This window comes from Rhodococcus sp. IEGM 1305 (genome assembly GCF_030058635.1).
GTDB classification, from domain to species: Bacteria; Actinomycetota; Actinomycetes; order Mycobacteriales; family Mycobacteriaceae; genus Rhodococcus_F; species Rhodococcus_F opacus_D.
The window spans coordinates 1-26,957 of the sequence record NZ_JASHKX010000060.1; the positions used below are offsets into that span (position 1 = coordinate 1).

General features: G+C 68.1%; 27 protein-coding genes. 11 read left to right on the top strand and 16 right to left on the bottom strand.

Annotation, left to right across the window (positions count from 1 at the left end; all coding sequences use genetic code 11):
* Window positions 1-96 precede the first annotated feature (96 nt).
* Window positions 97-1,002, bottom strand: coding sequence for an IclR family transcriptional regulator (locus tag QM693_RS36250; protein WP_280783131.1), 906 nt, complete (start codon window positions 1,000-1,002; stop codon window positions 97-99).
* A 115-nt stretch (window positions 1,003-1,117) separates the two neighbouring features.
* On the opposite strand from QM693_RS36250, the gene QM693_RS36255 reads away from it, so the two are divergent.
* Both QM693_RS36255 and QM693_RS36260 read left to right on the top strand, forming a co-directional pair.
* Window positions 1,118-2,023 carry an oxygenase MpaB family protein gene (locus QM693_RS36255; RefSeq protein WP_283354711.1) on the top strand — a complete coding sequence of 302 codons (906 nt, stop codon included), beginning with the start codon at window positions 1,118-1,120 and terminating at the stop codon, window positions 2,021-2,023.
* 134 nt (window positions 2,024-2,157) lie between these two features.
* Entirely contained in the window at window positions 2,158-2,562 is a 405-nt protein-coding gene (locus QM693_RS36260; RefSeq protein ID WP_105417032.1) for a hypothetical protein, read from the top strand.
* A gap of 31 nt (window positions 2,563-2,593) precedes the next feature.
* On the opposite strand, the gene QM693_RS36265 is transcribed toward QM693_RS36260, so the two are convergent.
* Both QM693_RS36265 and QM693_RS36270 read right to left on the bottom strand, forming a co-directional pair.
* On the bottom strand, window positions 2,594-3,271 hold the full coding sequence (locus QM693_RS36265) for a TetR/AcrR family transcriptional regulator (RefSeq protein WP_005263375.1): 678 nt from the start codon (window positions 3,269-3,271) through the stop codon (window positions 2,594-2,596).
* 36 nt (window positions 3,272-3,307) lie between these two features.
* Window positions 3,308-4,153: an SDR family oxidoreductase gene (locus QM693_RS36270; protein ID WP_283354712.1), complete on the bottom strand. Its 846-nt coding sequence runs from the start codon at window positions 4,151-4,153 to the stop codon at window positions 3,308-3,310.
* A 41-nt stretch (window positions 4,154-4,194) separates the two neighbouring features.
* On the opposite strand from QM693_RS36270, the gene rraA reads away from it, so the two are divergent.
* Entirely contained in the window at window positions 4,195-4,665 is a 471-nt protein-coding gene (gene rraA / locus QM693_RS36275) for a ribonuclease E activity regulator RraA (RefSeq protein WP_283354713.1), read from the top strand.
* Between the two features lie 36 nt (window positions 4,666-4,701).
* Window positions 4,702-6,057 (top strand): dipeptidase, encoded by a 1,356-nt coding sequence (locus QM693_RS36280; protein ID WP_283354714.1) that lies wholly within the window; start codon window positions 4,702-4,704, stop codon window positions 6,055-6,057.
* On the opposite strand, the gene QM693_RS36285 is transcribed toward QM693_RS36280, so the two are convergent.
* Entirely contained in the window at window positions 6,048-6,275 is a 228-nt protein-coding gene (locus QM693_RS36285) for an RNA-binding S4 domain-containing protein (RefSeq protein ID WP_005263380.1), read from the bottom strand. The genes QM693_RS36280 and QM693_RS36285 overlap by 10 nt on opposite strands.
* Window positions 6,276-6,385: 110 nt before the next feature.
* Between QM693_RS36285 and lysX the strand changes: the two genes are divergently transcribed.
* Genes lysX through QM693_RS36305 form a run of 4 tightly spaced genes read left to right on the top strand, consistent with a single transcriptional unit; the run spans window position 6,386 to window position 11,845 of the window.
* Window positions 6,386-9,730 carry a bifunctional lysylphosphatidylglycerol synthetase/lysine--tRNA ligase LysX gene (lysX, locus tag QM693_RS36290; RefSeq protein ID WP_283354715.1) on the top strand — a complete coding sequence of 1,115 codons (3,345 nt, stop codon included), beginning with the start codon at window positions 6,386-6,388 and terminating at the stop codon, window positions 9,728-9,730.
* Complete coding sequence (locus QM693_RS36295) at window positions 9,727-10,407, top strand: DUF998 domain-containing protein (RefSeq protein ID WP_283354716.1); 681 nt, start codon at window positions 9,727-9,729, stop codon at window positions 10,405-10,407. The genes lysX and QM693_RS36295 overlap by 4 nt, the downstream gene beginning before the upstream one ends.
* A 14-nt stretch (window positions 10,408-10,421) precedes the next feature.
* A complete protein-coding gene (locus QM693_RS36300; protein ID WP_349307538.1) occupies window positions 10,422-11,240 on the top strand; it encodes an alpha/beta fold hydrolase in 819 nt (272 codons plus the stop codon).
* Between the two features lie 5 nt (window positions 11,241-11,245).
* Entirely contained in the window at window positions 11,246-11,845 is a 600-nt protein-coding gene (locus QM693_RS36305) for a histidine phosphatase family protein (RefSeq protein ID WP_005563981.1), read from the top strand.
* Between the two features lie 7 nt (window positions 11,846-11,852).
* Here the strand turns inward: QM693_RS36305 and QM693_RS36310 are convergent, their stop codons facing one another.
* The 3 genes from QM693_RS36310 to QM693_RS36320 form a co-directional block, all read right to left on the bottom strand.
* The gene (locus tag QM693_RS36310) at window positions 11,853-13,079 is read right to left on the bottom strand and encodes a DUF7159 family protein (RefSeq protein WP_283354718.1); all 1,227 of its coding nucleotides are present in this window, start codon (window positions 13,077-13,079) and stop codon (window positions 11,853-11,855) included.
* A gap of 72 nt (window positions 13,080-13,151) precedes the next feature.
* The gene (locus QM693_RS36315; protein WP_283354719.1) at window positions 13,152-14,615 is read right to left on the bottom strand and encodes a DUF7159 family protein; all 1,464 of its coding nucleotides are present in this window, start codon (window positions 14,613-14,615) and stop codon (window positions 13,152-13,154) included.
* Between the two features lie 59 nt (window positions 14,616-14,674).
* Window positions 14,675-15,205 carry a class I SAM-dependent methyltransferase gene (locus QM693_RS36320; RefSeq protein WP_283354720.1) on the bottom strand — a complete coding sequence of 177 codons (531 nt, stop codon included), beginning with the start codon at window positions 15,203-15,205 and terminating at the stop codon, window positions 14,675-14,677.
* 38 nt (window positions 15,206-15,243) lie between these two features.
* On the opposite strand from QM693_RS36320, the gene QM693_RS36325 reads away from it, so the two are divergent.
* Window positions 15,244-15,876 carry a dihydrofolate reductase family protein gene (locus QM693_RS36325; protein ID WP_283354721.1) on the top strand — a complete coding sequence of 211 codons (633 nt, stop codon included), beginning with the start codon at window positions 15,244-15,246 and terminating at the stop codon, window positions 15,874-15,876.
* Here the strand turns inward: QM693_RS36325 and QM693_RS36330 are convergent.
* From QM693_RS36330 to QM693_RS36340, 3 genes are all read right to left on the bottom strand, one after another.
* On the bottom strand, window positions 15,791-16,486 hold the full coding sequence (locus tag QM693_RS36330; RefSeq protein WP_283354722.1) for a dienelactone hydrolase family protein: 696 nt from the start codon (window positions 16,484-16,486) through the stop codon (window positions 15,791-15,793). The two genes, QM693_RS36325 and QM693_RS36330, sit on opposite strands and share 86 nt — an antisense overlap.
* Window positions 16,487-16,497: 11 nt before the next feature.
* Entirely contained in the window at window positions 16,498-16,791 is a 294-nt protein-coding gene (locus tag QM693_RS36335; RefSeq protein WP_005249047.1) for a putative quinol monooxygenase, read from the bottom strand.
* A 61-nt stretch (window positions 16,792-16,852) separates the two neighbouring features.
* Window positions 16,853-17,350 (bottom strand): hypothetical protein, encoded by a 498-nt coding sequence (locus QM693_RS36340; RefSeq protein ID WP_349307537.1) that lies wholly within the window; start codon window positions 17,348-17,350, stop codon window positions 16,853-16,855.
* 31 nt (window positions 17,351-17,381) lie between these two features.
* Between QM693_RS36340 and QM693_RS36345 the strand changes: the two genes are divergently transcribed.
* The gene (locus QM693_RS36345) at window positions 17,382-18,290 is read left to right on the top strand and encodes an SDR family NAD(P)-dependent oxidoreductase (RefSeq protein WP_283354724.1); all 909 of its coding nucleotides are present in this window, start codon (window positions 17,382-17,384) and stop codon (window positions 18,288-18,290) included.
* Between the two features lie 9 nt (window positions 18,291-18,299).
* Here the strand turns inward: QM693_RS36345 and QM693_RS36350 are convergent, their stop codons facing one another.
* On the bottom strand, window positions 18,300-19,139 hold the full coding sequence (locus tag QM693_RS36350) for an SDR family oxidoreductase (protein ID WP_283354725.1): 840 nt from the start codon (window positions 19,137-19,139) through the stop codon (window positions 18,300-18,302).
* 1 nt (window position 19,140) lies between these two features.
* A complete protein-coding gene (locus QM693_RS36355; RefSeq protein WP_283354726.1) occupies window positions 19,141-19,584 on the bottom strand; it encodes an SRPBCC family protein in 444 nt (147 codons plus the stop codon).
* A 116-nt stretch (window positions 19,585-19,700) separates the two neighbouring features.
* Between QM693_RS36355 and QM693_RS36360 the strand changes: the two genes are divergently transcribed.
* Window positions 19,701-20,366 carry a TetR/AcrR family transcriptional regulator gene (locus QM693_RS36360; protein ID WP_283354727.1) on the top strand — a complete coding sequence of 222 codons (666 nt, stop codon included), beginning with the start codon at window positions 19,701-19,703 and terminating at the stop codon, window positions 20,364-20,366.
* Between the two features lie 32 nt (window positions 20,367-20,398).
* Here the strand turns inward: QM693_RS36360 and QM693_RS36365 are convergent, their stop codons facing one another.
* The 4 genes from QM693_RS36365 to gltB all read right to left on the bottom strand — a co-directional run.
* Entirely contained in the window at window positions 20,399-20,848 is a 450-nt protein-coding gene (locus tag QM693_RS36365; protein WP_083849797.1) for an acyl-CoA thioesterase, read from the bottom strand.
* Between the two features lie 22 nt (window positions 20,849-20,870).
* The gene (locus tag QM693_RS36370; protein ID WP_283334739.1) at window positions 20,871-21,785 is read right to left on the bottom strand and encodes a cutinase family protein; all 915 of its coding nucleotides are present in this window, start codon (window positions 21,783-21,785) and stop codon (window positions 20,871-20,873) included.
* Between the two features lie 180 nt (window positions 21,786-21,965).
* Window positions 21,966-23,417: a glutamate synthase subunit beta gene (locus QM693_RS36375; RefSeq protein WP_061040728.1), complete on the bottom strand. Its 1,452-nt coding sequence runs from the start codon at window positions 23,415-23,417 to the stop codon at window positions 21,966-21,968.
* A partial coding sequence (gene gltB / locus QM693_RS36380; protein ID WP_283354728.1) for a glutamate synthase large subunit occupies window positions 23,410-26,957 on the bottom strand: 3,548 nt, incomplete at its 5' end. The genes gltB and QM693_RS36375, both read right to left, overlap by 8 nt.

Genomic DNA, 26,957 nt, shown 5'->3' on the forward strand with positions numbered 1-26,957 from the left:
CGTCGAACCCGGCGCCGCCATCACCCAGGGCACCGTCCTCGCCGAACTGAAATAGCTTGTGAGTACTTGGTCAACCGCCCCCGGTTGACCAAGTACTCACGGGTGGCGGCCGTGCATGGCGGCCGTCACCCGCGCCGCGGCGTCGCGGACCAATTCACCGATCTCCGCCGTGCGCACACCCGACATCGGCCGGGACGCGTCGGCGACGCACAGCACGACCGCGGGTTCACCGTCACGGTCGAAGGCCGCCGCATTGATCGACAGCGGCTGATAGCTGCCCTCCGGGTCGATGTCACCGACCACCGCATCCGCCGACAACAATTTGCGCGCCTCCCGCAGCGCGACGGTCGAGCGGTGCCCGCCCACACCGCGACCGCGGAGTTCCGACACGGCATCCGCGAGCGAATGCTGTTGCTGCTCCATGCATTCCATCGCGTATCCGCGCTCCCGGACGCGCGTGAGGGCCGGCTCGTACGTCGCCCGCAGCACGTCCACCTCGACTCCGAGATTCTGCCCGCCGAGGGCATACCATTCCTCGCGCTGCTCCGGCGGATACCAGGCCGCGATCCCCGAACCGATGGGCGGCGCGAGCAGCACCTTGTCACCGAGCCGCAGGCCCAGGGTTCCGCGGCGACCCCCCACCGGCTGGACCACCTCCGCGACCACCACGTCGCTGCCCGATTGCACGAACGCGATGGACGCCATGTCGGACGCGTCGGCCAGTTCGTGCATCACCGACCGCGCGAGGTCGACGACGTCCGTGGCCGTCTCGGCGGCGCGGCCGACCGGGATCAGCGCGGGCCCGAGACGGTAGGTCTTGCGGGTGGGGTGCCGGATGAGCCAGCCCGCCTCGGTCAGGGCCACGACCATCGGATAGCAGGTGGCCTTCGCGACGCCGAGGTGCCGGGCGATGTCGGCGAGGCTCCGGGGCGTCTCCGGCTCGTCTGCCAGGAGTTCCGTGAGCATCACGATGCGTTCGGTCTGCGGTGAATTTCGTGCCATGTGTTTGCATAATGCCACTCTGGCGTCGCACTGTGAACGGCGTTACAGTCGAGTCGTCTGAACGATCGCTAAATCACGTGGACCTCCGTCACAGCCGCTGCAGGAAGTGAAACCCATGAAACGCTTCGATCTACGTCGCCGGACCGACCGACTCGATCCCGAGACGCAGTACGAAGAGATCGCTCGCATTCTCGGCACGCAGGAATTTCCCTGGGACATCAACCAGGCCCTCAGCTTCGCGCTGTTCCGGACGTACGCCGTGCCGACCATCGGGCGGTTGCTGTTCGAGACGGGTGAATTCACCGAGCGCGTGCAGAAACGCTACGACGACACCGGCCTGATCCTCGACGCCGTCCTCGAACACGGCCTCACCAGCGATCCCGGTCGCGCCGGGATCCGCCGGATGAACCAGATGCACGGCTCCTACGACATCTCCAATGACGACATGCGGTACGTGCTGTCGACGTTCGTGGTGACCCCGGTGCGCTGGATCGACGACTTCGGCTGGCGGAAACTCACCCGCAACGAGATCGTCGGGTCCACCAACTACTACCGTGCACTCGGCAAGTACATGGGCATCAAGCAGATTCCCGAGACGTTCGAGGCGTTCGAGAAATTCCTCGACGACTACGAGCGTGAACACTTCCTCTTCGACGAGGGAGGCCGCGCCGTCGCCGACTCGACGCTCGAACTCCTCTGCACGTTCCCGCCGAACAACCTCGCGCCCGCCGCCCTGATCAAGCGATTCTCCTGGGCGCTCATGGACGATCCGCTGCTCGACGCGTTCGCCTACCGCAGGCCGTCCCGCCTCGCGCGAACTCTGTCGCGGGGTGCGTTGAAGGCCCGCGCCCGCCTCGTCCGGTTCTATCCCGTGCGCACGGTGCCCAAGTTCGCGCGCGACCTGCCGAACATTCGCAGCTACCCGACCGGGTACGAAGTGGAGAAACTGGGCACCTTCCCCAGAACCTGCCCCGTGCAGCACACCAACGGTACGGTCGCGCGGGAAAACACCGCATCCTGAACCGCTTTGGCAGCGTGATCGACGGAAAGCCGTGTGTTCGAACTATTCTCGGACACACGGTGAATGGGGGCGGGTATCACCTGGTTCTGCCGTAACGTGGCTGCGCGTAGAGACCGTCGACAGGAAGGGATTGTGTGAACTTCTCGCGAGGGACCTTGACCGTTGCCGCATTGGCAGGAGCAGCCGCACTTGCTCTGGCGCCCACGGCAACCGCCGCAACCACCTATCAGATCTCCGTCGTTCCGCCGCTCGGGACCGTCTACGCCAACAACCTGGTGACGCTCGGCGCGCTGGTCACCCCCACCCCGACCGGCACGGACGGATCCACTCCGGTCGAACTCGAAATCACCGAGCCCGACGGCGACGTGAACACGCGAACCATCCCACTCACCCTCGGTGCCGGGACGGCAGCGATCCGGACGCACGAGGCCGGCCGCTACACCGTCGTGTTCACCTTCGCCCCACCGAACGGCACACCCGCCGAGACGACGACGCAGTTCGACGCCGTCGCGTCACCGGGGCTGGGCCTGGGTAGCTGACAACCGAAACCATGCCGAGACGCATCGCCGGTCAGACGCCGGCGGTGCGCCTCTTCTTCGGCTTGACGGGAGCCTCGGTGGACCCCACGGTCTTCATCGCGATCTCGACATACTTGCGGGCCACCGCGTCCGGGGTCAGCTTGCCCTCGGCGTGATACCAGCGCGGAATCGACTGGCACATACCGAGAAGCGCCCGCGTCGTCTCCGCGGCATCCGACACGTCGAAGAGCTCCCGCTTCTTGCCTTCCTTGACGATCTCGAGGACCAGTTCCTCCACACCCTTGCGGACCGTGCGGTAACGCTGCCGGTTCTCCGGGCTCAGGTAGCGCACCTCGCTCTCGAGCGCCGCCAGACGGGATCGCATGGTCATCCGCAGCACGATCGCCTCGATGACGTTCGCGAGTCGCTGCACCGGATCGTCGCCGCCGTCGGCGCTCGCGGCGTGGGCGCGCTCGAGGACGTCGCTGGTGGAGAGCTCCAGGAGCGCCAGGAGAACGGCCTCCTTGTTCTCGTGGTGGTAATAGAGAGCGGGTACCGTGACACCGACTCGGCGGGCGATGTCACGCACCGACGTGCCGTGGAAACCGTGTTCGTAGAACGCGTCGAGGGAGGCGCTGAGGATCGGCGTCAACTTCGTGGGTTCGAGGCGGCGCCAGTCCGCTGCGTTGCCGACCTCGGTGGGCGTCGCACCCTTGGATGAGCTGACCATCAAAGACCTATCTACCGCTCGCTATGCCAGGACGGGTCAAGTGTAGCTGTTCAGGTAGTCGGCGAAGGTCTGCGGCGGCCGCCCGGTGAGCGTCTCGACGTCCCCCGTCACCACCGCCAACTCACCGGCCGCGATCGCTGCGTACGAGGTCACCCACCCTGCGACCTCGAAATCCGGCGCCCCGAAGTGGGCGCGGGACGCGTACGCCTCGTCCAGCGTCTCGTTCTCGAACCGCACCGAACGTCCGGTCACCCTCGTGATCGTCTCGGCGGCCTCCGCGAGGGTGAACGCCTCCGGCCCGGTCAGCCGGTACGTGACGCCGTCGTGGTCGCCGTTGCCGGTGGTCAGGACCGCCGTCACCGCATCGGCGACGTCGTCGGGCGCGACCGCGCTCACCCGGCCGTCCCCGGCGGGACCCCGGATGACGCCCTGATCGTCGGCCATCAGCGGGATCATCGACTGGTACCAGCTGTCCTGCAGGAACGTGTACTTCAGCCCGGTCTCCCGGATGTGCTGCTCCGTGAAGTAGTGGTCGCGCCCGAACGTGAACGTGCACTCGGGCGCCGCGCCGAGAAACGACAGGTAGACGATCCGCTCCACCCCGGCGGCACGGGCGGCGTCCACGGCGGTGCGGTGCTCCTCGCGGCGGGTGGCGCTCTCGTGTCCCGAGACCAGGAACAGCAACCGGACGCCGTCCAGTGCGGCGGTCATCGCCGGACCGTCGGCATACGTGGCCACGGCGAACGCGGAGTCGAAATGCTCGGCCAGCGGCTCGAGCCGCTGCGCGTTCCGCCCGATCAGCCGGACCCCGGCGCCGCCGCCGAGCCGCTCGAGCACCTTGCCGCCGATCGACCCCGTGGCTCCTGTCACTGCAATGGTCATGCCCCGCATTCTCCCAGCGCCGGCCCTCTATCCTGACGCGTATGACTGAACCCGTGGCAACCGCTGACCTGGCAGACGAGATCGGACCCGACATCCGGAGCTGCGACACGCAGTTCATCCAGTTCGGCGGCCGTGAAGTGTTCTCCGGCCCCATCACCACCATCAAGTGCTTCCAGGACAACCTGCTGGTCAAGCAGACCCTCGGCGAGCCCGGCAACGGCGGCGTCCTGGTGGTCGACGGCGACGCCAGCATCCACACCGCCCTGGTCGGCGACATCATCGCCGGACGCGGCGTCGACAACGGCTGGGCCGGTGTGATCGTCAACGGCGCGGTCCGCGACTCGGCGATCCTGAAGACCCTCGACATCGGCGTCAAGGCACTGGGTACCAACCCCCGCAAGAGCACCCAGACCGGCTCCGGTGAGAAGAACGTCCCGATCGAGATCGGCGGCGTCACGTTCAATCCCGGCGAGAACGTCTACAGCGATCAGGACGGCGTCGTCGTCCGCTGATCCGGCGAGAACCGAGCGAACCCCGAGGAGGCGTCGATGTCCGACGAAATCCGTTCCAAGGTAGCCGGGCTGATGCCCGCGGCCCGTGACGAACTCGCCGAACTGGTGGCGATGCGGTCGGTGGCCGATCCGCGGCAGTTCCCACCGGAGGAATGCGTTCGCGCCGCCGAATGGGTCCGGGACGCCTTCATCGGGGCCGGAATCGGCCAGGTCGAACTGCTCGAGACGTCCGACGGTTCACACGCCGTCGTCGGACATCAGCCCGCGCCCGACGGGGCCCCGACGGTACTGCTGTACTGCCACTACGACGTTCAACCGCCCGGCGACGAGAAGCTGTGGCACACCGACCCCTTCACCCTCACCGAGCGGGACGGCCGCTGGTACGGGCGCGGCGCTGCCGACTGCAAGGGCAATATCGTGATGCACCTGCTGGCGCTCCGCGCGCTCGGCACCCCGTTCCCCGTCGGCATCAGAATCGTCGCCGAGGGATCCGAGGAGATGGGCACCGGCGGGCTCGAGAACCTCGTCGAGGCCAGGCCCGAACTCTTCGACGCCGACATGATCCTCGTCGTCGACACCGGAAACGCCGCGGTCGGCCGCCCGACCGTCACCACAACGCTGCGCGGCATCGCGAACGTCGTGGTCCACGTCGAGACCCTGGCCGGGGAGGTGCATTCGGGCATGTTCGGCGGGCCCGCCCCCGACGCGCTGGCCGCCCTCGTCCAGATGCTCGCCACCCTGCGTGACGCGGACGGCAACACCGTCGTCGACGGGCTCGAGTCGGACCAGAAGTGGACGGGCGTCGACTACCCCGAGGCGCAGTTCCGCACCGACGCCGGCGTGCTCGACGGTGTGGGTCTCGCCGGTTCGAGTTCCGTCGCCGACGCCGTGTGGGCACGGCCTGCCCTGACGATCCTCGGCATCGACTGCCCGCCGGTAGTCGGCTCGGCCGCCGCCATCTCGCCGCGCGCATCGGCGCGCCTCAACCTGCGGGTACCACCCGGAATGGACCCGCAGAAGGCGCAGGACGCCCTCGCCGCGCACCTCGAGAACGCCGCCCCGTGGAATGCGCGGGTGACGGTGGAACGCGAAGCGGTGGGCTCCCCGTTCCGCGCCACCACCGACGGTCCCGGCTACGCAGCCCTCGGTGCGGCAATGGAGGAGGCGTTCGGGAAGGAACTGGGAACCGTCGGGCAGGGCGGCTCCATCCCGCTGTGCAACGTCTTCGCCGCCGTCGTCCCCACAGCGGAGATCGCCCTGATCGGGGTGGAGGAACCGCGCTGCCTCATCCACGCCCCCAACGAAAGTGTGGATCCCAGCGAAATCGAGAACCTCGCCGTCGCCGAAGCGCTGTTCCTGCAGAGGTTCGCGACCGCCGACCGTCAGGACTGAGAACTCACCCGAGCCGTCATCCCACCGATCTCCACGACGTCCCCGTCCCGCAACTGCCGGCCCCGCCGCACCTCGACCTCACCGTTCACCGACACGAGTCCGTCGGCGATCACTTCCTTCGCCTCGGCACCCGACTCGATGAGGTTGGCGAGCTTGAGGAATTGGCCGAGACGGATGGATTCGTCGCGGATCGGGACGGCGTCGTGGATGTCGGACATGCCTCTATCTTCCCTCTTGACCCAAATCGCGGCCCGACGGCTCACACTGAACACTGGAACACCTGTCTCCCGTGATCGGTACGTATCTCTCGCCGGGAAGGAAACGCTCGATGTCAGCTAGCACCGAGACACACCACGCGTCCGAGGCGGCCGTCCCCACCGCACCACGGCCCCGCCCCGGCCTCGGCTCGAAGAACGGGCGCCTGCACCAGGTTCCCCACATCGCGGGACTGATCCTGGGCGTCTTCTCGGTGCTCGTGTTCCTGTGGAGCATCTCGCCGGTGCTGCGCTACTACGTGCACGTGCCACGGGAATACGTCGACACCTACTACTTCGACGCCCCCGACACCAGCCTGTCGTGGGCTCTGGTGGTCGCGCTGCTCGCGGCGGCGCTCGCGAGCCGCAAGCGGATCGCCTGGTGGCTGCTCACGATCTATCTCGTTCTGATCCTGATCACCAACGTGATCGTGAGCATCACGGACAAGAACGTGAATGCGATGGTCGCCGCCGTGGTCCAGGTGGTGCTGATCGGCATCCTCATCGCTGCCCGCCCGGAGTTCTACACCCGAGTCCGGCGCGGCGCCGGCTGGAAAGCCCTCGGCGTACTCATCGTCGGGCTCGCCATCGGCACCCTCCTCGGCTGGGGACTCGTCGAACTGTTCCCCGGCACCCTGCCGCCGAATGAACGCTTCCTGTGGGCGCTGAATCGCGTGACCGCGCTCGCCGCCGTCGACAACGAACAATTCACCGGGCGGCCACACGGATTCGTCAACACCCTCCTCGGCCTGTTCGGCGCGATCGCACTGCTCGCCGCCGTCATCACCCTGTTCCGTGCCCAGCGCTCCCACAACGCGCTCACCGGCAACGACGAATCGGCGTTGCGCGGGCTCCTGCTGCAGTACGGCGCGGACGACTCCCTCGGCTACTTCGCCACCCGCCGCGACAAGGCCGTCGTGTTCGCACCCAGCGGGAAGGCGGCCATCACCTACCGCGTCGAGCTAGGCGTGTGCCTGGCGAGCGGCGACCCGATCGGCGACCCGGAAGCGTGGCCCCACGCGATCGAGGCGTGGCAGGCGCTCGCGTCCCAATACGGCTGGGCCACCGCCGTGATGGGCGCCAGCGAAACCGGCGCCACCGCCTACAACAAGGCCGGTCTCACCGTGCTCCAGCTCGGCGACGAAGCCATCCTCCGCACCCGCGAATTCAACCTCAGCGGACGCGACATGCGGCAGGTCCGCCAAGCCGTCACCCGCGTCCGGCGTCAGGGCGTCACCGTCCGGATCCGCAGACACCGGGACGTCCCCGCGGAGGAGATGGCCGAGACCATCCGGCTCGCGGACGCGTGGCGCGACACCGAGACCGAGCGCGGATTCTCCATGGCCCTCGGCCGGCTCGGTGACCGCCTCGACGGCGACTGCCTGCTGGTGGAGGCAATCGCCGAGGACGGCGAGATCGACGGCATCCTGTCGCTGGTGCCGTGGGGGCCGACCGGTGTCTCCCTCGACCTGATGCGACGCAAGCCGACCTCCCCGAACGGGGTGGTGGAGCTGATGGTGTCCGAATTGGCCACCACCTCGGATCAATTCGGCATCACCAAGGTGTCGCTGAACTTCGCGGTGTTCCGCTCCGTCTTCGAGGAAGGCTCCCGCATCGGGGCCGGACCCATCCTGCGGATCTGGCGTTCGATCCTCGTCTTCTTCTCCCGTTGGTGGCAGCTCGAGGCGCTGTACCGGTCGAACGTGAAGTACCAGCCGGAATGGGTGCCGCGGTTCCTCTGCTTCGAGGACAACCGGGAACTGCTGCGCGTCGGATTCGCGTCGGCCGTGGCGGAAGGATTCGTGACTTTGCCCCGGTTCGGCCGCTCCGGAACCCGGGACGCCCTCGAGCACACCGGCACCCACGCCGCGGTCCCCGCCGCACTCGTCGCCGCCGAAGGACTGCACTCCGACGGCAGCGCACCGGGCGAAGGCCTCGCACCGACGGCGACCGGCCCGAAACGTCCCGAGCAGGTCCGCGTCCGGCTCGACAAACTGGCCGGCCTCGCCGAACAGGGCATCGACCCCTATCCCGTCGCGTATCCGCCCAGTCACACGGTGACCGAGGCCGTGGAGTCGCCGGAGGGAACGACGGTCCGCATCGCGGGCCGCCTGCTCCGGATCCGCGACTACGGCGGCGTCGTGTTCGCGGTGGTCCGGGACTGGTCCGGCGACATCCAGATCCTCGTCGACGAGGCCCGGGTGGGCACCGACCGCATCCGGGCGTTCGCCGCCGAGTTCGACCTCGGTGACCTCGTCGAGGTCGCCGGCGTCATCGGATACAGCCGCCGTGGCGCGCTGTCGCTGCTCGCGAACGAATGGCGCATGACCGGCAAGTGCCTGCACCCCCTGCCGGACAAGTGGAAGGGCCTGTCCGACCCGGAGACCCGCGTCCGGCAGCGGTACGTCGACCTGGCCATCAACTCCGATGCCCGCCGACTGCTCGAGGCCCGCAGCGCCGTCGTGAAATCGCTGCGCGATTCGCTCGGCGGGCGCGGCTTCCTCGAGGTGGAGACACCGATCCTGCAGCAGGTGCACGGCGGCGCCAACGCGGCCCCGTTCCTCACCCACATCAACGCCTACAACCTGGACCTGTACCTGCGGATCGCGCCGGAGCTGTACCTCAAGCGGCTGTGCGTAGCCGGCATGGAGAAGGTGTTCGAGATCGGCCGCGTCTTCCGAAACGAGGGCGTCGATTTCAAACACAATCCCGAGTTCACGATCCTCGAGGCGTACGAGGCGCACAGCGACTACGAGAAGATGATGGTGCTGTGCCGGGAGCTCATCCAGACCGCGGCGATCGCGGCGTACGGACGCGAGATCATCATGCGGCCAGGCCCCGACGGCGTGCTGGTGGAAGTCGACATCTCCGGCGAATGGCCCGTCAAGACGATGCACCAGGCGGTCGCCGAGAAGCTCGGCGTCGACGTCTCACCCGAGACGCCGCTCGCGGAACTGCAACGGCTCTGCGACGAGCACGAGATCCCGTACCAGTCCACCTGGGACGCCGGCGCCGTCGCGCAGGAAATGTACGAGCACCTGGTGGAGGACTACACCGAATTCCCCACCTTCTACACCAACTTCCCGACTTCGATGTCACCACTCACCCGGCCGCACCCCACGATTCCGGGGGTCGCCGCGAAGTGGGACCTCGTCGCGTGGGGCGTCGAACTCGGCACCGCGTACAGCGAACTCACCGACCCGGTGGATCAGCGGAACCGGCTCACCGAGCAGTCGATGCTCGCCGCCGGCGGGGACGAGGAGGCGATGGAACTCGACGAGGACTTCCTGCAGGCCCTCGAGCACGCCATGCCCCCGACCGGTGGGCTCGGCATGGGCGTCGACCGGGTGGTCATGCTCATCACCGGCGGCAGCATCCGTGAAACCCTCGCGTTCCCCCTGGCCAAGCCGAGGCAATGACCTCCCGTGGCCGGGTGGCCGTCGCGGCGCTGCTGATCCTCGGCGCCGTCGGCTACGCGTCGTGGCTGCTCGAATTCGTCCTCGACACCGGCATCGATCCGCTGCGGGGGTACGCGAGCGAACTCGCCGCCGCGGACCAGCCGTACGGAATCTGGTTCCGGACCGGCGACCTGGTGACCGGATGCATCGTCGCCGTGGCCGGGGTGCTCGGACTGTCGCGGTACTCGCAGGGCTGGGCGACGGCGGTCGGGTGGATCGCGCTGATCGTGTTCGCACTCGCGACCATTGCGGATTCGCGCCTGCCATTGAGTTGCGCGGCCACCAACGACCCCGCCTGCGCCGCGCGTGAGGCCGCCGGACACCTGCCGCTCACCCATGATCTGCACGCCGTGACCAGCGCGTCCGCCTCGACGGGAGGCGTGGTGTCGTCCCTCGCGTTCCTGTTGGCCGCGTTCCGCTACGGCTGGCCGGCCTGGTTGAAAATTACCGGCGTGGCCGTGGCGACGGTGTTCGTCGGGGGCACGATATGGACGCTGACGGCCGCGGGATTGCGCGGCGACCAGGACGCCTGGCTCGGGCTCGGCCAGCGTGTCCAGCTACTCGCCTTCTGTGGATGGCTGATCTTCGTGGCACTCAGCGTGATTCACGTCACCCCCGAAAGGGATGGTTCCACGTGAAACGTCCTGGGGAAATGGTCGCGGGAGTGCACGTGGTGGTCGACGGTGAGGGTCCACCCGTCGTCCTCTACGGCGGCCTGGGCGGGAACTGGTTCGACTGGGACGAGGTGACCGAGCTGCTGTCCGGGAGCTGCCTCGTGGTGCGGATCGATCGCCCCGGGTACGGCTTCAGTCCCCCGTCCGCCGAGCGGCCGTTCGCCCGCGGCGAGGCCGGGAGAATCGCCGAGGTTCTCGACGCGCTGTCCGTGACCACCCCCGCGGTGCTCGTCGGCCACTCACTCGGCGGCATCTACGTCGAGGCCTTCGCCCGGCTGTACCCCGACCGAACCGGCGGCGTGATCCTGCTGGACGCCACCGTCACGGCCCATCCGCACCGCGTGATCCCGACCCGATGGCGCGTCACGATGGGCAGACGGGTGGCCCGAACGGCCAGCAGGGTGGGGCTGCAACGACTTCTGGGCCCCACGGTCCGCCGGGTCCTGAACCACTCGACACCCCCCGACGGGATCGCGCCGGGCACCCGTCGGTGGGTCGAACGGATCTACCGTGAGCCGGCGTACCTCGAATCCTCGATCGTCGAGAACGCGTCGTACCCGGCGCTGGCGCAGGAGCTGGCCGCGCTGCGCGAGACCACGACGATGACGGCACCCGTCGTCGTGGCCGCCGCCCACACCGGACGTCCGACGCCGTGGGGGTCGGCGTGGATCCGCATGCAGCGACAATTCGCGGAGTTCCTCGGTGCCGCGTTCCGCGTCGTGCGTCCCGCGCACCACCACGCCATGATCGATCAGCCCGGCCAGATCGCGGCACTGGTACGGGAGCTGGCAAGCTGATCGACGTGCAACTGCTACTGATCCGCCACGCGCTGCCCGAGCTCGTCACCGCGTCCGACGGGCGCGCGGACCCCGCACTGACCGAGGAAGGTCACGCCCAGGCCAAGCGGCTGCCTGCCGCGCTGGCCCCGTACCGCATCGCCCGGATCGTGAGCAGCCCGCAGCGCCGCGCACTCGAGACGGCTGCACCGGTCGCCGAGGCCCTCAACCTGCCCGTCACCGAGTACGTCGGCCTCGCGGAGTACGACTACGACCTCGACCACTACATCCCGTTCCACGAGGCGGAGGCGCGGGCACCCGAGGCCTTCGCCCGGATTCGGGCCGGCGAGTTCCCGAAGTCCGTCGACGCCGACGCATTCCGGACACGGGTCTTCGAGTCCCTCGGCCGCATCGTCGACGAGTCCGGCCACGAGGACACCGTCGCCGTGTTCGCCCACGGCGGCGTCATCAACGTGTTCCTCCAGCAACTGCTCGGGCTCGACCGACCCCTCGTCTTCCCGATCGAGTACGTGTCCGTGACACGGGTGCTCGTCTCCCGCAGCGGTGAGCGGCGAGTGGCGTCGGTCAACGAGACCGGTCACGTCAGGGACATGCTGCGTCGGTGAGCGGTCGCTAGAGGCCCGGAATCCGGGGCAGCGGAGGGAGCGGAGGCGGCGGCGGGAGGGTCGGCAGCTGAATCTGAGGCAGACCGGGAATGAGGGGGCGCGGGGCGGGGGCAGGCGCGGGAGCGGGTTCCGGCACGCTCGCCTCCTCCTCGACCGGGCCCGGAACCGAGACCGCGGCCGACGGCGGTGGCGTCGACACCGGTGCCGGCGCGGGCGACGGAGAGACGTCCACGTCACTCGGCTGAGTTGCGACCGGACGTGCGTCACCGTCGGAGCTCTGCAGGTGGCTGCCACCGACGCCGAGGCCGAGACCGATCACGGCGACGACGGCCAGCGCACCGCCCACCAGCGCGCCACCGCGGATGACGGGAGTGGCGAACCTCGCGGTGCCTGCGCGGTCCGGGGTGTCCGAGCGTTCCTGCGCCAACAGCGCAGCGCCCTCCGCGGCCACCAGCTCCGGCTGCGCCGGCACGATCACCGGGAGCGCGAGCCACGATTCCATCAGAGACGCGACCAGCGGAATATGCGCGCCGCCCCCGATCAGAACCACCGCGTCCGCAACACGCCCGGACGATTCGATCACCTCGCGGGCCAGACGCGCCGACGCCTCGACGTGGCGCACGATCAGCGAGTCGAGAATGTCCTGCGAGAGCAGGAGCAGACCGCCGTCGCCGGGCACACACACCGCGGTGTTGGTGGACAGCTCTTCCTTGGCGCGGCGGCACCGGGCGTCGAGCGCCGACTCCGCGGCCTCATCGGCCGGTCGCGCGATGCGCTTCTCGCCCAGCTGGTGGTCGCGGATCAACCGGTCGACGAGATCACCGCTGATCTCGTCGGTACGGGCCGTCGCGAGCACCACGCCGGTGAGTCGGTCGACGACGGTGACGGTGAGGCCGGAGCTGCCGAGGTCGTAGAACACGAGCGTCGAATGGTCGCCGAGCTGTCCCGACTGCTCGAGCATCCGGAGCGCGGCCGTCACTTCCGGGACCAGCCGGCAGTCGATCGCGGCCCGCACGGCGGCGGCCTGCGCCTCGTCCCGGTACGCGACACCGAACACCTGCACGTCGTCGTCGGGGCGCTCGGCCATCACCGTTCCGATGGCATCGGCAACCAGGTGTTCCGGGTGCTCGAGGGCGGCGTCCACCGGAAACGACCGGATGACGGCCCCCTCGTCGTCCGGATACGCCACGCGTACCGCGCTGGCACCCACCGATACACCGAGAACTGAAACCATGGGAACGACTATAACGGTTTGATCACGGAACGCGTGTCGGGGCCTCGCGGCCCCCGACTTCGTTATATGGGCTCAGAGCCCGGGGATCCGGGGAAACTCCGGCATGGGGAGCGGTGCCGGCGGCGGAATGGTCGGCAGCTGAATCTGCGGCATACCCGGAATGAGCGGAGCGGGTTCGGGTGTGGTCGGCGGCGCCGACGTGTCGGACGGCACGACACTCTGACTCTCGGGGGCGGCCGGCGCCTGAGTCGAACTCTGAGCCTGCGGCTGGTACGTGGTGCGCACCTCGGTCTGCGGCGGGATCACCGGCTGCTCGTCGACCACCGACGGGGCGGCCTCCGAGGGCGGGGCCACATCCGTGGTCGTCGTGGGTTGTGGCGGTATCGCCTGCCGCGCTGCCGGCGCCTGCGTGTTCGACTGCGTGGCGGCCGGCTGTGCGTCCTGCTCCGAACCCTGCAGGAGATCGGTGCCGACGCCGAGTCCGAGACCCACCGCGGCGACCACGGCCAGGACACCGCCGGCGAGGACGAGACCACGACGCTTCCGGACCGGCGCGTGCTCCTCGAGCAGCGCCTCGGGCTCGGGCTCCAGCTCGGACTCGAGCTCCAACTCCGGCTCGGGCTCCGGCTCGGGCTTCGGCTCGAACCGGTGCTCCGGCGCCGCCGCCCCGACGAACTCGTCGGACGTCGGGCGCGCCAGCAGGGCCGCGCCCTCGGCCGCCACCAGTTCGGGCTGCGCGGGGACGATCACCGGAAGGTCGAGCCAGGACTCCATCACCGATGTGACCAACGGAATATGCGCGCCGCCGCCGATCAGCACCGCGGCGTCGGGAAGGCGTCCCGAGCGGCGAATAACCTCGCGGGTCAGGCGCGCCGACGTCTCGACCGGGCCCACGATGAGCGAATCGAAACCGTCCTGCGACAGGAGAAGAAGCCCGCCCTCGCCCGGCATACACACGGCGCCGTTCGTGGACAGCTGCTCCTTCGCATCGCGGCACCGCGCGGCCAGCGCAAGCGCGGCTGCCGCGTCGGCAGGGTGCGCGAAGCGGTGCAGCTCGAGTTGATTGTCACAGATCAACCGGTCGACGAGATCGCCGCTGATCTGGTCCGAGCGCGCACTGCTCAGCACCATGCCGGTGTCCCGGTCGACCACGGTGACGGTGAGACCCGAACTGCCGAGGTCATAGAACACGAGCGTCGAGTGGTCGCCGAGTTCTCCGGACATCTCCAGCATCTGAAGCGCGGCCGTCACTTCGGGGACCAACTGGAAGTTGCCGATCTGCAGCCGCGACATCGCGGCCTGCACGGCACCGGCCTGCGCCTCGTCCTGGTACGCGACACCGATGGCCTGCACCTCGTCGGCTTCGTCGCGCTCGGCGAGGACCGTCCCGATGGACTCGGCAGCCAGTTCCTCCGGCCGTTCGAGTGTTGCGGTCACCGAGCGCGATTGGAAGATCGGCGTTTCGCGAGTCACGGCGTCGTGGCACGCGAAGCGCACCGCGCTGGCGCCTACCGATACACCGAGAACTGAAGTCATGACGCCGACTATAACGGTTCGGTCACGGGTCTCGCGCATGAAGCAGACCGGACGGCACGTCAGGCGCTTTTTTGCCGTACCCCAGTGACGCACATCGGGTTCCCGTTCGTGACATCCACGTCGAAACCTGCGGAAATCAGAGCCCGCGCGGCGGTATCCGCAACACGCCGCGACTTGTCACGGTCGTGTACGGACACCGCTCCGCCGTACACGAGGTGCAGGATTCCGCCCGGTCGGAGCGCCTCCCACAGGACGCGTATCTCAGCGGTCGCGTCACGCACCCAGAACACGTTGACGTTGACCGCGAACGCCTTGTCGAAGGAGGCCTGATCGCAACGAAATTTGGCGAGGTCGGTGTTCCGGAGCACCACCGTCCCCGTCGAGACGTGGGCGTCGTTGCGCCGCGCCGCCCGTTCGATCGCCGTCGTCGATCGGTCGATCGCGGTGATCCGTCCGCCGTCGAGTTTCTCGGCGACGAGAGAAATCGCTACACCCGGCCCGCAGCCCACCTCCAGGATCCGATCGCGAGGATTCACGTCGAGACGATCGACCGCCCACAGCACCCGGCAGGGAATGCCCGCAGCCCTCACGACACACCACCTATCCGAAGCGCCCCAGTAAGGACACCATGCGGGACCTCACCTACTTCGTCGGCATCACCATCGACGGCTTCATCGCCGGCCCGGACGGCGACATCGGTTTCTTCCCGATGCTCGACGACATCCTCGGATTCATGGCGCAGGAATACCCGGAGACGATTCCGACACACCTGCGGGAGCAGTTCGGCGTGGATGGCGCCAACAAGCAGTTCGACACCGTGATCCAGGGCCGCGCAACGTACGAGCCCGCCCTGGCCGTCGGCATCACGAGCCCGTACGCGCACCTGCGTCAGTACGTCGCTTCCCGCACTCTGACCGAAAGCCCCGATCCCGCCGTCGAGGTCGTCGCCGACCCGCTCGCGAAGGTCCGGAAGCTCAAGGCCGAGGACAGCGCGCTGGGCGTCTGGGTGGCGGGCGGCGGCGAGCTCGCGGGCACCCTCCTGCCCGAGATCGACGAACTGGTCGTCAAGCACTATCCGGTGGTGGCCGGCCGTGGAACTCCGATGTTCGGCGGCACCTTTCAGCCCACCCACTTCGATGTCGTCCACCGGGAGGTCTACCCGAGCGGGGCCGCCGTCAGTCGGTTCCGGCGGCAACGTCGACGTGGGTGCCGAACCACTGCAGCGTTCGAGCCCAACCGTCCCGGGCGGCCGCCTCGTTGAACACGGCAGGACGGTCGTCGCAGTGGAAGCCGTGTTCGGCTTCGGCGTAGCGGACGACCTCGGTGTCCACCGGGGCGTGCGCGACCGCGACACGCAGCACCTCGACGTCGTCGGTCGGAATCCCCTTGTCGCGGTCGCCGAACAGGCCGAGCCACGGCGTTCCGAGCTGCCCGGCGACGTCGAGTTGCGACGGATATCCGAAGCGTCCCTTCGCGACGCCACCGCCGTAGAAACTCACCGCCGCCCCGAGGTCGAGGCGCGCCGCCGTGTGGAACGCGACCGTTCCGCCCATGCAGAATCCGACGATCGCGGTGTTCCGCGGGTCGATCGAGGCCGCCGACAGGGCCGCGACGGCCCCGTCGACGTCCTCGTCGATGTGCGCAGCGGTGAGCTCACCGATCAACGACATCGCCGACTTCATGTCGTCGTACTCCAGCACCGGATCGCCGCTCCGGTGGAACAGATGCGGCGCGACCGCGTGGTATCCGGCGGCGGCGAAACGACGGCAGACGTCGACGATGTGCCCGGTGACGCCGAACGCCTCCTGGATCACGACGACACCGCCGCGGACAGGACCTTCCGGGGTGGTGCTGGTGAGTGGTGTGGTCACGAACTACGACTCTAGGAAACCGGCTTCAACGGGTGGATCGCCGGTGCCCCGGCGAGGTGCTCACCGAACGTCCCGAGCGCGGCCTGGAAGTGCGGCGACTTCATGTGCGCGTCGACCGCCTCCTGACCGGTCCACACCTCGACGGTGACGAAGGTTCCCGCGACCGCGGCTGATTCGAACACCTCGTACGAGATGCAGCCCTCTTCCTTGCGGCTCTCCGCCGCCAGCGCGGACAGTCCGTCGCGGACGGTGTCCTCGGAACCGGGCTTGGCAGGAATGGTCGCTACGACATGCAGATCGGACATCGACTCCCTTTCGTGAACGCCACCTCGTGTGGCCCGTCTCACGTAAGCACAGTTGGGTCGGCTAGGAAACCCGAAGTCGCGTCAAATAATCGGCGACCTTCGGTTCGTCCCAGCCGTGCGCTTCACGGAGACCGTCCGCGATGGTCGCGAGATAGGCGGGCGCCGGTGCGTTCCGGGCGACGACGTCACCGCGGGCCCGGGTGGTGAACGTGCACATGCGAACACCGTTGCGGGAGCCGAGAGTGACGAGGCGGTCGTAGCAGGCGGGTTCCTGCGCGTGGATGTCCTCGAACTGTTCCTGTGTCACCAGGAATGCACGGGCCGCGACGGTGCCGGGCGCGTCGGGGTCGTAGAACGCGCGGCCGCCACCCCAGATCCGCGACTCTCCCGCGAAGAACACCGAGCCGGGTATCACCACCGGCATCGACTCGCGCGGCGCGCTCCCGTCGCGGGCGCCCGCGTGCACGAGGTTGCCCCCGGCCGGGCAACCACCACGCAGGTAGCAGGTCAGACGCGTCGTCGCCATGTTCGATCCATAGCTGACGTACCAGATCAGCACACAAACGACCGTACTCGGACAAGATGGTCACATGAATCTTCTCGGCGAAGTCAGGGGCTGGCGCAGCGGTTCGCGGAAGCATCACCGCCTGCGGGACCTCGACGGCACCCTCGTCGTGATCACCGGCGGCGGCAGCGGGATCGGCCGCGAGACGGCGCTGGCGTTCGCGTCCGAGGGTGCCGTCGTGGTGGTCGCCGACCGCGATCTCGAATCCGCGCAGCAGACCTCCGATCTCATCAACTCCGCCCAGATGAAGGGCGGTGGTGCGGTGGCCATCTTCGGGGGCGGCTCCCACGCGTATCAGGTGGACGTCGCGGTGGAGGACGAGGTGCAACTCTTCGCGGAGAAGGTGCAGGCCGAGCACGGCACCCCCGACATCGTGGTCAACAACGCCGGAATCGGATACTCGGGCACGTTCACGAAGACCCCGCAGAAGGATTTCGAGCGGGTGATGGACGTGAATTTCTGGGGTGTCGTCTACGGCTCTCGCGTGTTCTCCCAGCAGATGATCGACCGCGGAACCGGTGGGCACATCGTCAACCTGTCGTCCGCCGCGGCGTTCACGCCGCAGAAGCGGCTCACCGCGTACGCGACGAGCAAGGCCGCGGTGTTCATGCTGTCGGACTGTCTCCGTGCGGAATTGGTGAACCACGGCATCGGCGTCAGCGCCATCTGTCCCGGACTGGTCCACACCAACATCGTCAAGGCCACCGATTTCGCCGGCGTCACACCGGAGGAGCAGGCGAAGATGCGGGACCGGGCCGACAAGCTCTACCGCAGACGCGGTTTCACCCCGGACCGGGTGGCGACGCAGATCGTGAGGGCCGTCAAGCACAACAAGGCCGTCGTCCCCGTCACGCCCGAGGCCAAGTTCGGGCGGGCGCTGAGCCGCCTGGCCCCGGGCAGCATGCGGCTCGGCGCCCGCTTCGACCTCGGCTGATCCGAACCGTCAGGGGGTGGGGGCCTGCATCCGGCCGGTGTAGGCGTCCATGCTGTGGTAGACACCGAGCCGGTCGGCCAGACGGTCCCAGGCACGTACGGGCAGGACGGCTTTCGCCACTCGCGACAGATACAGCGACCGCGGCAGCATCAGCAGCGGCTTCCCCTGTTTCATCGCCCTCCACGACCGGGCCGTGACGTCCTCCGGGCTGAGGATCGGAGCGAACAGGGGATTCTTCACACCATCGAACATGCCGGTGGAGATGTAGCTCGGGCACACGGTGGTGACCTTGACGTGCCCGTGACCCGCCTGGACCAGTTCGAGTCGCAGCGAATCGCTCCAGCCCAGGACAGCCCACTTCGACGCCGCGTAGACGGCCATCCTCGGTGTCGCCACGGTCCCGGCGGCCGAGGCGATGTTCACGATGCGGCAGTCCCGGCCGCGATCCTCGATCATGGCGGGCAGGAACTCGTTGGTGACGTACATCGGTGCAAGCGTGTTGACGTCCATCACGAATTTCGTGTCCGACTCGTGGTCGTGATCCCAGAAGTACTTGCCGCGCACCACACCGGCGTTGTTGACGAGCACGTCGGGACGACCGTACGCACCCCGCACCTCGGCGGCCGCCGTGCGGACGGAGTCGAGGTCGGCGACGTCGACGACGTGTGCGCTGACGGTGCACCCCGATTCGCGCAGTTCCTGCGCCGCGCGTTCGAGCGCGTCGGCGTCGATGTCCCACAACACCACCGTGCCCGCGTGGTCGGCGGCGGCGAGGCGGGCGAACAGACGTCCCATCCCCATTGCCGCCCCGGTGATCAGGACCGTCTTGCCCGCTGCCGAGAATTCCACGTCATGCTCTTTTTCGGTCGACACCGGCCGGGTCGGCGGGCTCGTGGTAGAGGGTTTCGATCCGGGCCTTCAACGTCACCTGTGCGCGCCGCAGTGCCTGCCACACCACCGGTGCGGCCACACCGCCGATCAGTTGTCCGGCCGGTCTGCCGGGTCGGTGGTAGCGGAAGTCGACGGTGAGCCCCGTTTCGTCCTGGCTGAGCGCGTCGAACGTCCAGACCGATCCGTGCACGCCGTGATCGGCCTCGACGACGAGCCGGCGACCCGGATCCGACGCGACGACCCGGGCGCGGGACGGCAGCGTGATCGCAGCGACCACGGTGTCCGGATCACCGAGGTACTCGAAAGCCATCGCGGGCGGAACGACGATCACCGTGCTGCTGCGTAAGCCGAGCGGCGAACACCCGGGGCTGCGGGGGCCGGACAGGCAGAGCTGAATGGACAAGACGGGTATCCCAACGTGTCGACGTCCGAGGCGGAGAGTGTGTGGTACATCGATGTACCGCATAATGCCGACGGTATACGGAAACGCAGCAACAGGGAAGACTACGATTCGATTCGATGACGAAACCCCAGCAAGACGCCGGTGACGGGCGCGCTGCCCGGTGGCGCGGCCAACGCGAGAAGCGGCGCTCGGAGTTCGTCGAACGGGCACTCGTCGCCATCGACGAAGAAGGCCCCGACGTGTCGGTCGCGACGATGGCCGTCTACGCCGAGGTCGCGCGAACCCGCATCTACCGGCACTTCGACGACAGCACCGACCTCAAGAACGCCGTCGCCCGGCGGGTCGCGGCGATGATGCTCCTCGAATACGCCCCGGTGATCACCGTCGACGGCGCACCGCACGCCATCCTCACCCGCGCGGCCCGCACCCACCTCGACTGGGTGACCGAACACGCCAACCTGTACCGCTACCTGATGTCGTTCTCCCCCGCCGCCGGAGAGGTGCGGCGGGCCATCAGCACCGCTGTCTCCGACATGCTCCACCCCTACCTGGACGCCCTCGGTGCCCCCACCACCGCGACACCACTGGCCAACGCGCTGATCGGGATGGTCGAGTCGGTGTCCGCCGAGTGGATCGACCGACCGGGCGGCACCGACGTCGGCGCGTTGACCGAACAGCTGGCCGCGTGGGCGTGGGCACTGGTCGACACCACGATGCGCAGCCGCGGCGCGGTCCTCGACCCGGACAGTCCCCTACCGGCGCCCGACGACCTCCGCACGTGAGTGGGAAAGCGTGCCGGAACACACTTTCCCACTCACGTGCGGGACCAGCGGGTCAGGTACTCCCGCTCGGTGGCGGTGATGCGGCGTAGCCGCTGGGCATCGACATCCGCCACGGCCATCTGAGTGGTGGCGGTGACGGCGGGCGGATCGGTGATCGGGGTACGCGCACCCCGCACCTCGTAACCGATCGTGAAGTCGACCGCCCGGTGTTTCGCGATCCACATCGTGATTCGCAGGGGACTGTCGGAGTGCCGCAACTGTCCCCGGTACTTCACGTGGATGTCGGCGATGAATGCGCTCGTGATGAGCGACGAATTCTCACTGCCCTCGCTGAGCAGCCAATCGATCCGGGCCTCCTCGAGCAACGTCACCATCCGCGCATGGTTGATGTGCTGGAAGGCGTCCATGTCGGACCACCGGACGGTCACGAAGGCGTCGTAGCCGACGACGGCGGCAGGGGTGTCAGTCACGTCGGACATCATCCCCTGCCGCCGTCGGCCGAACTCACGCGATGTCGCGCAACCAGTTCCTCAGCCACGCCGTGGCGGGCGTGCCCGACCCGTCGACGGCGTAGCGGGTGTAGTCCTGGTGAGCCTGCGACTTGTAGAACTGCTCCAGCTCGTCGATGCGCTTCTCGTTGGACTGCTCGTCCAGCTGAGCCATCAGGGCCGGCACACCGCCGACGGCGAGGATGTCGTTCCAGATCGCGAGCGCTTCCTGCTGGTAGCGGCCGAACAGCGTCGGCGTCGGATCCGACGTCTGCGCGAGGAATCCGGCGAGCCTGGTCACGAAATCTTCCTTCGGCGTGGAGCAGTACAGGTCGCCGTATGCGCAGAAGGTCCGCGTGTTCTGGCTGACCCAGCCGAACCCGCCGATGCGGGGACCACCGGCGCCGCTGCCGGCGACGGGAGGTCCGACGAGGGCGTCGGTCGGCGACCGCCGCGGATCGGAGACGAGTCCGACGGCCGCGATCTTGTCGGCGGGGACGACACCGAGTCCGGTGCCGATCTCCGCAGCGAGATCACCTGCGGCGTCGGCGCCCTGGCTGTATCCGATGATCGACAGCTTGGTGTCGGGGCACTGCTGCGACATCGACGACAGCATGCCCTTTGCATTGCTGACCGCCTGCGCCTTCGAGCGCCCGTACACCTCGGACTCCCACGGGAAGGCCGTGGCGGCGTACGTGACGTAGTCGGTGCGGATCGACGACGGCAGACCGTTCGTCACCGCGGACAGCAGACCCGGCGTCGGCCTGACATTGTCCTTGGTGGACGTTTCCCAGGTCCCCGGAATCGCGACCACGTACAGACTCGGGCAGGGGTCCGCGTTCGCTACTGCGCTCGTGCCCACCACACCCGATACCACCGGGATGGCTGCCGCAGCAGCCACTGCGGTCAGAAGTGCAATAACCCGTTTCATTGCCATGGCCTCAACCTGTTCTCCCCTTCGCCGTCCTGCAGACGGGATGCTGCCAGGGCGACGTGACCTAAAGATGCACGATCGGTAAATGAACGTTACCGACCGAACGTGACCCCCGCACGATAAACCGACACCCCGGTAGGAAAACCTACCGGGGTGCGGTTGTACGAGCAGTTACAGCTACCGCTGCGGGGCGGTGGTGGTCTCGATCGGAGACGGCAGCGCCGACTCGCCCTCGAGGTACGCATCGACCGCGGCGGCCGCGGAGCGACCCTCGGCGATGGCCCACACGATCAGCGACTGACCCCGTCCCATGTCGCCGGCCACGAAGACGCCGTCGACGTTGGTGGCCCACTTCGCGGAGCGGGCGACGTTGCCGCGCTCGTTGAGGTCGACGCCGAGATCGGTGAGCAGGCCCGGCTTCTCGGGTCCGACGAAGCCCATCGCCAGCAGCACGAGGTCGGCCTCGAGCTCGAAGTCCGAGCCCTCCACCTTCTCGAAGCGGCCCGACTTCATCTCGACCTCGTGGGCCTTCAGTGCGGTCACCTTGCCGTCGGCACCGACGAACCGTTCCGTGTTCACGGAGAAGAGGCGTTCGCCGCCTTCCTCGTGCGCGGACGCGACCCGGTACATCAGCGGGTACGTCGGCCACGGGGTGTGCTCGGCGCGGGTCTCGGGCGGTCTCGGCATGATCTCGAACTGGTGAACGCTCTCGGCACCCTGACGGTGCGAGGTGCCCAGGCAGTCCGCGCCGGTGTCGCCGCCGCCGATGATGACGACCTTCTTGCCCTCCGCGGTGATGGTCGGCTTCTCCAGGTCGCCGAGCTGCACGCGGTTGGCGATCGGCAGGAACTCCATCGCCTGATGGATGCCGTCCAGTTCGCGGCCGGGGATCGGCAGGTCGCGGGCCTCGGTGGCACCGCCGGCCAGCACCACGGCGTCGAACTGCTCGCGCAGTGCGTCCGCGGTGATGTCGACACCCACGTTGACACCCGTCTTGAAGACGGTGCCCTCGGAATTCATCTGGTCGAGACGGCGGTCGATGTGCCGCTTCTCCATCTTGAACTCGGGGATGCCGTACCGCAGGAGCCCACCGATGCGGTCGGCCCGCTCGAACACGGTGACCATGTGCCCGGCGCGCGTCAGCTGCTGCGCTGCAGCGAGACCCGCGGGACCGGAACCGACGACGGCGACCTTCTTGCCCGTCGAACGCGTCGGGTGCACCGGCTTGACCCAGCCCTCGTCGAAGGCGCGGTCGATGAGCTCGACCTCGACCTGCTTGATGGTGACGGGGTCCTGGTTGATGCCCAGGACGCACGACGCCTCACAGGGTGCGGGGCACAGCCGCCCGGTGAACTCCGGGAAGTTGTTGGTCGCGTGCAGACGCTCGATGCCGTCGTGCCACCGGTCCTTGTAGACCAAGTCGTTCCACTCGGGAATCAGGTTCCCCAACGGACAGCCGTTGTGGCAGAACGGGATACCGCAGTCCATGCACCGGCTGGCCTGAGTCTTCAGGGTGTCCGGCGAGAATTCCTCGTAGACCTCGTTCCAGTCGAGCAGGCGCAACGGCACCGGCCGGCGAACCGGAAGTTCGCGTGACGTGTGCTTCAGGAAGCCGCTTGGATCACCCACGAGCTGCCTCCATCACTGCCTCGTCCACGTTCTTTCCATCCTTCTTCGCGGCCTCGATGGCCAAGAGCACCTTCTTGTAATCGCGGGGCATCACCTTCGCGAAATGGTTGACCTGCTGCGACCAGTCGGACAGGATGCGCGCGGCAACCTCCGAGCCCGTCTCGTCGCGGTGACGCTCGATGGCGGACTTCAGCCAGGTGAAGTCGTCACCCGTCAGGTCCTCGAGATCCACCAGTTCCGTGTTGAGGTTGTCCTCGAACACCTTGTCCGGGTTGTAGACGTACGCGACGCCACCGGACATGCCGGCACCGAAGTTACGTCCCGTCGCACCGAGGATGACGACCTTTCCGCCGGTCATGTACTCGCAACCGTGGTCGCCGACTCCCTCGACCACCGCGGTGGCGCCGGAGTTACGGACCGCGAATCGCTCGCCCACGACACCGCGGAGCAGAGCCTCACCGCTCGTGGCACCGAACAGGATCACGTTGCCGCCGATGATGTTGTCCTCGGCGACGAAGCCGGGCGCGGTCTCCAGCGGCGGACGCACCACGAGGCGTCCACCGGACAGGCCCTTGCCGACGAAGTCGTTGGCATCGCCGTGCAGGCGCAGGGTCATGCCCTTGGGGACGAACGCACCGAAGCTGTTACCGGCCGAACCGGTGAACGTGATGTCGATCGTGTTGTCCGGCAGGCCCTCGCCGCCGTACGCCTTCGTCACCTCGTGGCCGAGCATGGTGCCGACCGTGCGGTTGACGTTGGTGATCGGCGACTCGAACGTGACCTTCTGGCCCTTGTCGAGAGCGTTGCGGCTCTGGACGATCAGCTGCTGGTCCAGTGCCTTGTCGAGGCCGTGGTCCTGGGTGCCCGTGCAGTACAGGTCCTGGTCCATGAACGCCGACTCGGTCTCGTGCAGGATCGGCGACAGGTCGAGGTTGCCGGCCTTGCTGCCCTTCCAGTGCTCGAGCGCCTTCGTGGTGTCGAGGACGTCGACCTGTCCGACGGCCTCGTCGAGGGTGCGGAAGCCGAGCTCGGCGAGGAGTTCGCGCACCTCTTCGGCGATGAAGAGAAAGAAGTTCTCCACGAACTCCGGCTTGCCGTTGAACCGCTTGCGCAGAACGGGGTTCTGCGTGGCGACACCGACGGGGCAGGTGTCGAGGTGGCAGACCCGCATCATGATGCAGCCCGACACCACCAGCGGGGCGGTCGCGAAACCGAACTCCTCGCCACCGAGCAGCGCGGCGACCATCACGTCGCGGCCGGTCTTGAGCTGGCCGTCGACCTGCACGACGATGCGGTCGCGCAGACCGTTGAGCAGCAGCGTCTGCTGGGTTTCGGCGAGGCCGAGCTCCCACGGGGCGCCCGCGTGCTTCATCGACGTCAGCGGGGTGGCGCCGGTGCCACCGTCGTGACCGGAGATCAGCACGACGTCCGCGTGTGCCTTGGACACACCCGCGGCGACGGTGCCGACACCGACCTCGGACACCAGCTTCACGTGGATCCGGGCCTGCGGGTTGGCGTTCTTCAGGTCGTGGATCAGCTGCGCGAGATCCTCGATCGAGTAGATGTCGTGGTGCGGCGGCGGCGAGATCAGCCCGACGCCGGGCGTGGAGTGCCGGACCTCGGCCACCCACGGGTACACCTTGTGCGCCGGCAGCTGGCCGCCCTCACCGGGCTTCGCTCCCTGCGCCATCTTGATCTGGATGTCGGTGCAGTTGGTCAGGTAGTGCGACGTGACACCGAAGCGTCCCGACGCGACCTGCTTGATCGCGGACCGCCGCCAGTCGCCGTTCTCGTCCGGGGTGAAGCGGGCCGGGCTCTCGCCGCCCTCACCGGAGTTGGACCGGCCGCCGAGGCGGTTCATGGCGATGGCGAGGGTCTCGTGCGCCTCGGCGGAGATGGAGCCGTAGCTCATCGCACCGGTCGAGAAGCGCTTGACGATCTCGGTGGCGGGCTCGACCTCGTCCAGCGGGACGGGCTCGCGCACGCCCTTCTTGAACTCGAAGAGGCCGCGCAACGCTGCGAGGCGCTCGGACTGGTCGTCGACCAGCTTCGTGTACTCCTTGAACACCTCGTACTGCCCGGTGCGCGTGGAGTGCTGCAGCTTGAACACCGTGTCCGGGTTGAACAGGTGGTACTCGCCCTCACGACGCCACTGGTACTCGCCGCCCACCTCGAGCTCGCGGTGCGCGCGCTCCTCGGGACGGTCCAGGTACGCGTTGGAGTGGCGGACCGCGACGTCGGCGGCGATCTGGTCGAGACCGATGCCGCCGAGGCTGGACTGCAAACCGGTGAAGTACTCGTCGACCAGTTCCTGCGACAGGCCGATGACCTGGAACAGCTGGGCGCCGGTGTAGGACGCGAGGGTGGAGATGCCCATCTTGGACATCACCTTGAGCACACCCTTGCCTGCGGCCTTGATGTAGTTCTGGATGGCCTTGTCGAGGCTGATGCCCTGCAGTTCGTTGTTCTGTACCGCCTCGTCGACGGTCTCGAACGCCATGTACGGGTTGACCGCTGCCGCCCCGAAGCCGATGAGGAGCGCCATGTGGTGCACCTCGCGGGCGTCGCCGGCCTCGACGATGAGGCCGACCTTGGTGCGGGTCTTCTCACGCACCAGGTGGTGGTGCACGGCCGACGTCAGCAGCAGCGACGGGATGGGCGCGTACGTCTCGTTCGACTCACGGTCGGACAGGACGACGAGGCGCGCACCGCCGGCGATGGCCTCCGACACCTGGTAGCGGACGTCGTCGAGGGCCTTGCGCAGACCCGCGCCGCCCTCGGCAACCGGGTACAGACCGCGGACGATGACGCTGCGGAAGTTCGGGAATTCGCCGTCGTCGTTGACGTGAATGAGCTTCGACAGGTCGTCGTTGTGCAGGATCGGCTGCGGCAGGAAGATCTGCCGGCAGGACTCCGCGGTGGGGTGCAGCAGGTCGTGCTCGGGGCCGATGGTGCCGCCGAGGCTGGTGACGACCTCCTCGCGGATGGCGTCGAGCGGCGGGTTCGTGACCTGCGCAAACAGCTGCGAGAAGTAGTCGAACAGCATCCGCGACCGCGAGGACAGCACGGCGATCGGGGTGTCGGTACCCATGGAGCCGAGCGCCTCGGCACCGGACAGCGCCATCGGCTTGACGAGGAGGTTGACCTCTTCGTTGGTGTACCCGAACATCAGCTGACGCAGCACGACGCGTTCGTGCGACATGTACGTGTACGGGCGGTCCGGCAGGTCGTCCATGTGGGTCAGACCCTGGTCGAGCCACTCCTGGTAGGGGTGCTCGGCGGCCAGTTCCGACTTGATCTCGTCGTCGCTGATGATGCGACCCTCGGCGGTGTCGACGAGGAACATGCGGCCGGGCTGCAGCCGGATCTTCTTCACGACGGTGGCGGGGTCGATCGGCAGGACGCCGACCTCGGAGGCCATGACGACGAGGTCGTCGTCGGTCACCCAGAGGCGCGAGGGGCGCAGGCCGTTGCGGTCCAGGACGGCGCCGATGACGGTGCCGTCGGTGAAGCACACCGACGCCGGTCCGTCCCACGGCT

Bases quoted from the DNA above. Each gene is read 5' to 3' on its own strand.
- QM693_RS36335 (WP_005249047.1), bottom strand. From the start codon at position 16,791: ATGTCCGATCTGCATGTCGTAGCGACCATTCCTGCCAAGCCCGGTTCC.
- QM693_RS36255 (WP_283354711.1), top strand. From the start codon at position 1,118: ATGAAACGCTTCGATCTACGTCGCCGGACCGACCGACTCGATCCCGAG.
- QM693_RS36285 (WP_005263380.1), bottom strand. From the start codon at position 6,275: ATGTCCGACATCCACGACGCCGTCCCGATCCGCGACGAATCCATCCGT.
- rraA (WP_283354713.1), top strand. From the start codon at position 4,195: ATGACTGAACCCGTGGCAACCGCTGACCTGGCAGACGAGATCGGACCC.
- QM693_RS36280 (WP_283354714.1), top strand. From the start codon at position 4,702: ATGTCCGACGAAATCCGTTCCAAGGTAGCCGGGCTGATGCCCGCGGCC.
- QM693_RS36295 (WP_283354716.1), top strand. From the start codon at position 9,727: ATGACCTCCCGTGGCCGGGTGGCCGTCGCGGCGCTGCTGATCCTCGGC.
- QM693_RS36365 (WP_083849797.1), bottom strand. From the start codon at position 20,848: ATGATGTCCGACGTGACTGACACCCCTGCCGCCGTCGTCGGCTACGAC.
- QM693_RS36345 (WP_283354724.1), top strand. From the start codon at position 17,382: ATGAATCTTCTCGGCGAAGTCAGGGGCTGGCGCAGCGGTTCGCGGAAG.
- QM693_RS36315 (WP_283354719.1), bottom strand. From the start codon at position 14,615: ATGACTTCAGTTCTCGGTGTATCGGTAGGCGCCAGCGCGGTGCGCTTC.
- QM693_RS36325 (WP_283354721.1), top strand. From the start codon at position 15,244: ATGCGGGACCTCACCTACTTCGTCGGCATCACCATCGACGGCTTCATC.
- QM693_RS36310 (WP_283354718.1), bottom strand. From the start codon at position 13,079: ATGGTTTCAGTTCTCGGTGTATCGGTGGGTGCCAGCGCGGTACGCGTG.
- QM693_RS36270 (WP_283354712.1), bottom strand. From the start codon at position 4,153: ATGACCATTGCAGTGACAGGAGCCACGGGGTCGATCGGCGGCAAGGTG.
- QM693_RS36300 (WP_349307538.1), top strand. From the start codon at position 10,422: ATGGTCGCGGGAGTGCACGTGGTGGTCGACGGTGAGGGTCCACCCGTC.
- QM693_RS36360 (WP_283354727.1), top strand. From the start codon at position 19,701: ATGACGAAACCCCAGCAAGACGCCGGTGACGGGCGCGCTGCCCGGTGG.
- lysX (WP_283354715.1), top strand. From the start codon at position 6,386: ATGTCAGCTAGCACCGAGACACACCACGCGTCCGAGGCGGCCGTCCCC.
- QM693_RS36265 (WP_005263375.1), bottom strand. From the start codon at position 3,271: ATGGTCAGCTCATCCAAGGGTGCGACGCCCACCGAGGTCGGCAACGCA.
- QM693_RS36370 (WP_283334739.1), bottom strand. From the start codon at position 21,785: ATGAAACGGGTTATTGCACTTCTGACCGCAGTGGCTGCTGCGGCAGCC.
- QM693_RS36250 (WP_280783131.1), bottom strand. From the start codon at position 1,002: ATGGCACGAAATTCACCGCAGACCGAACGCATCGTGATGCTCACGGAA.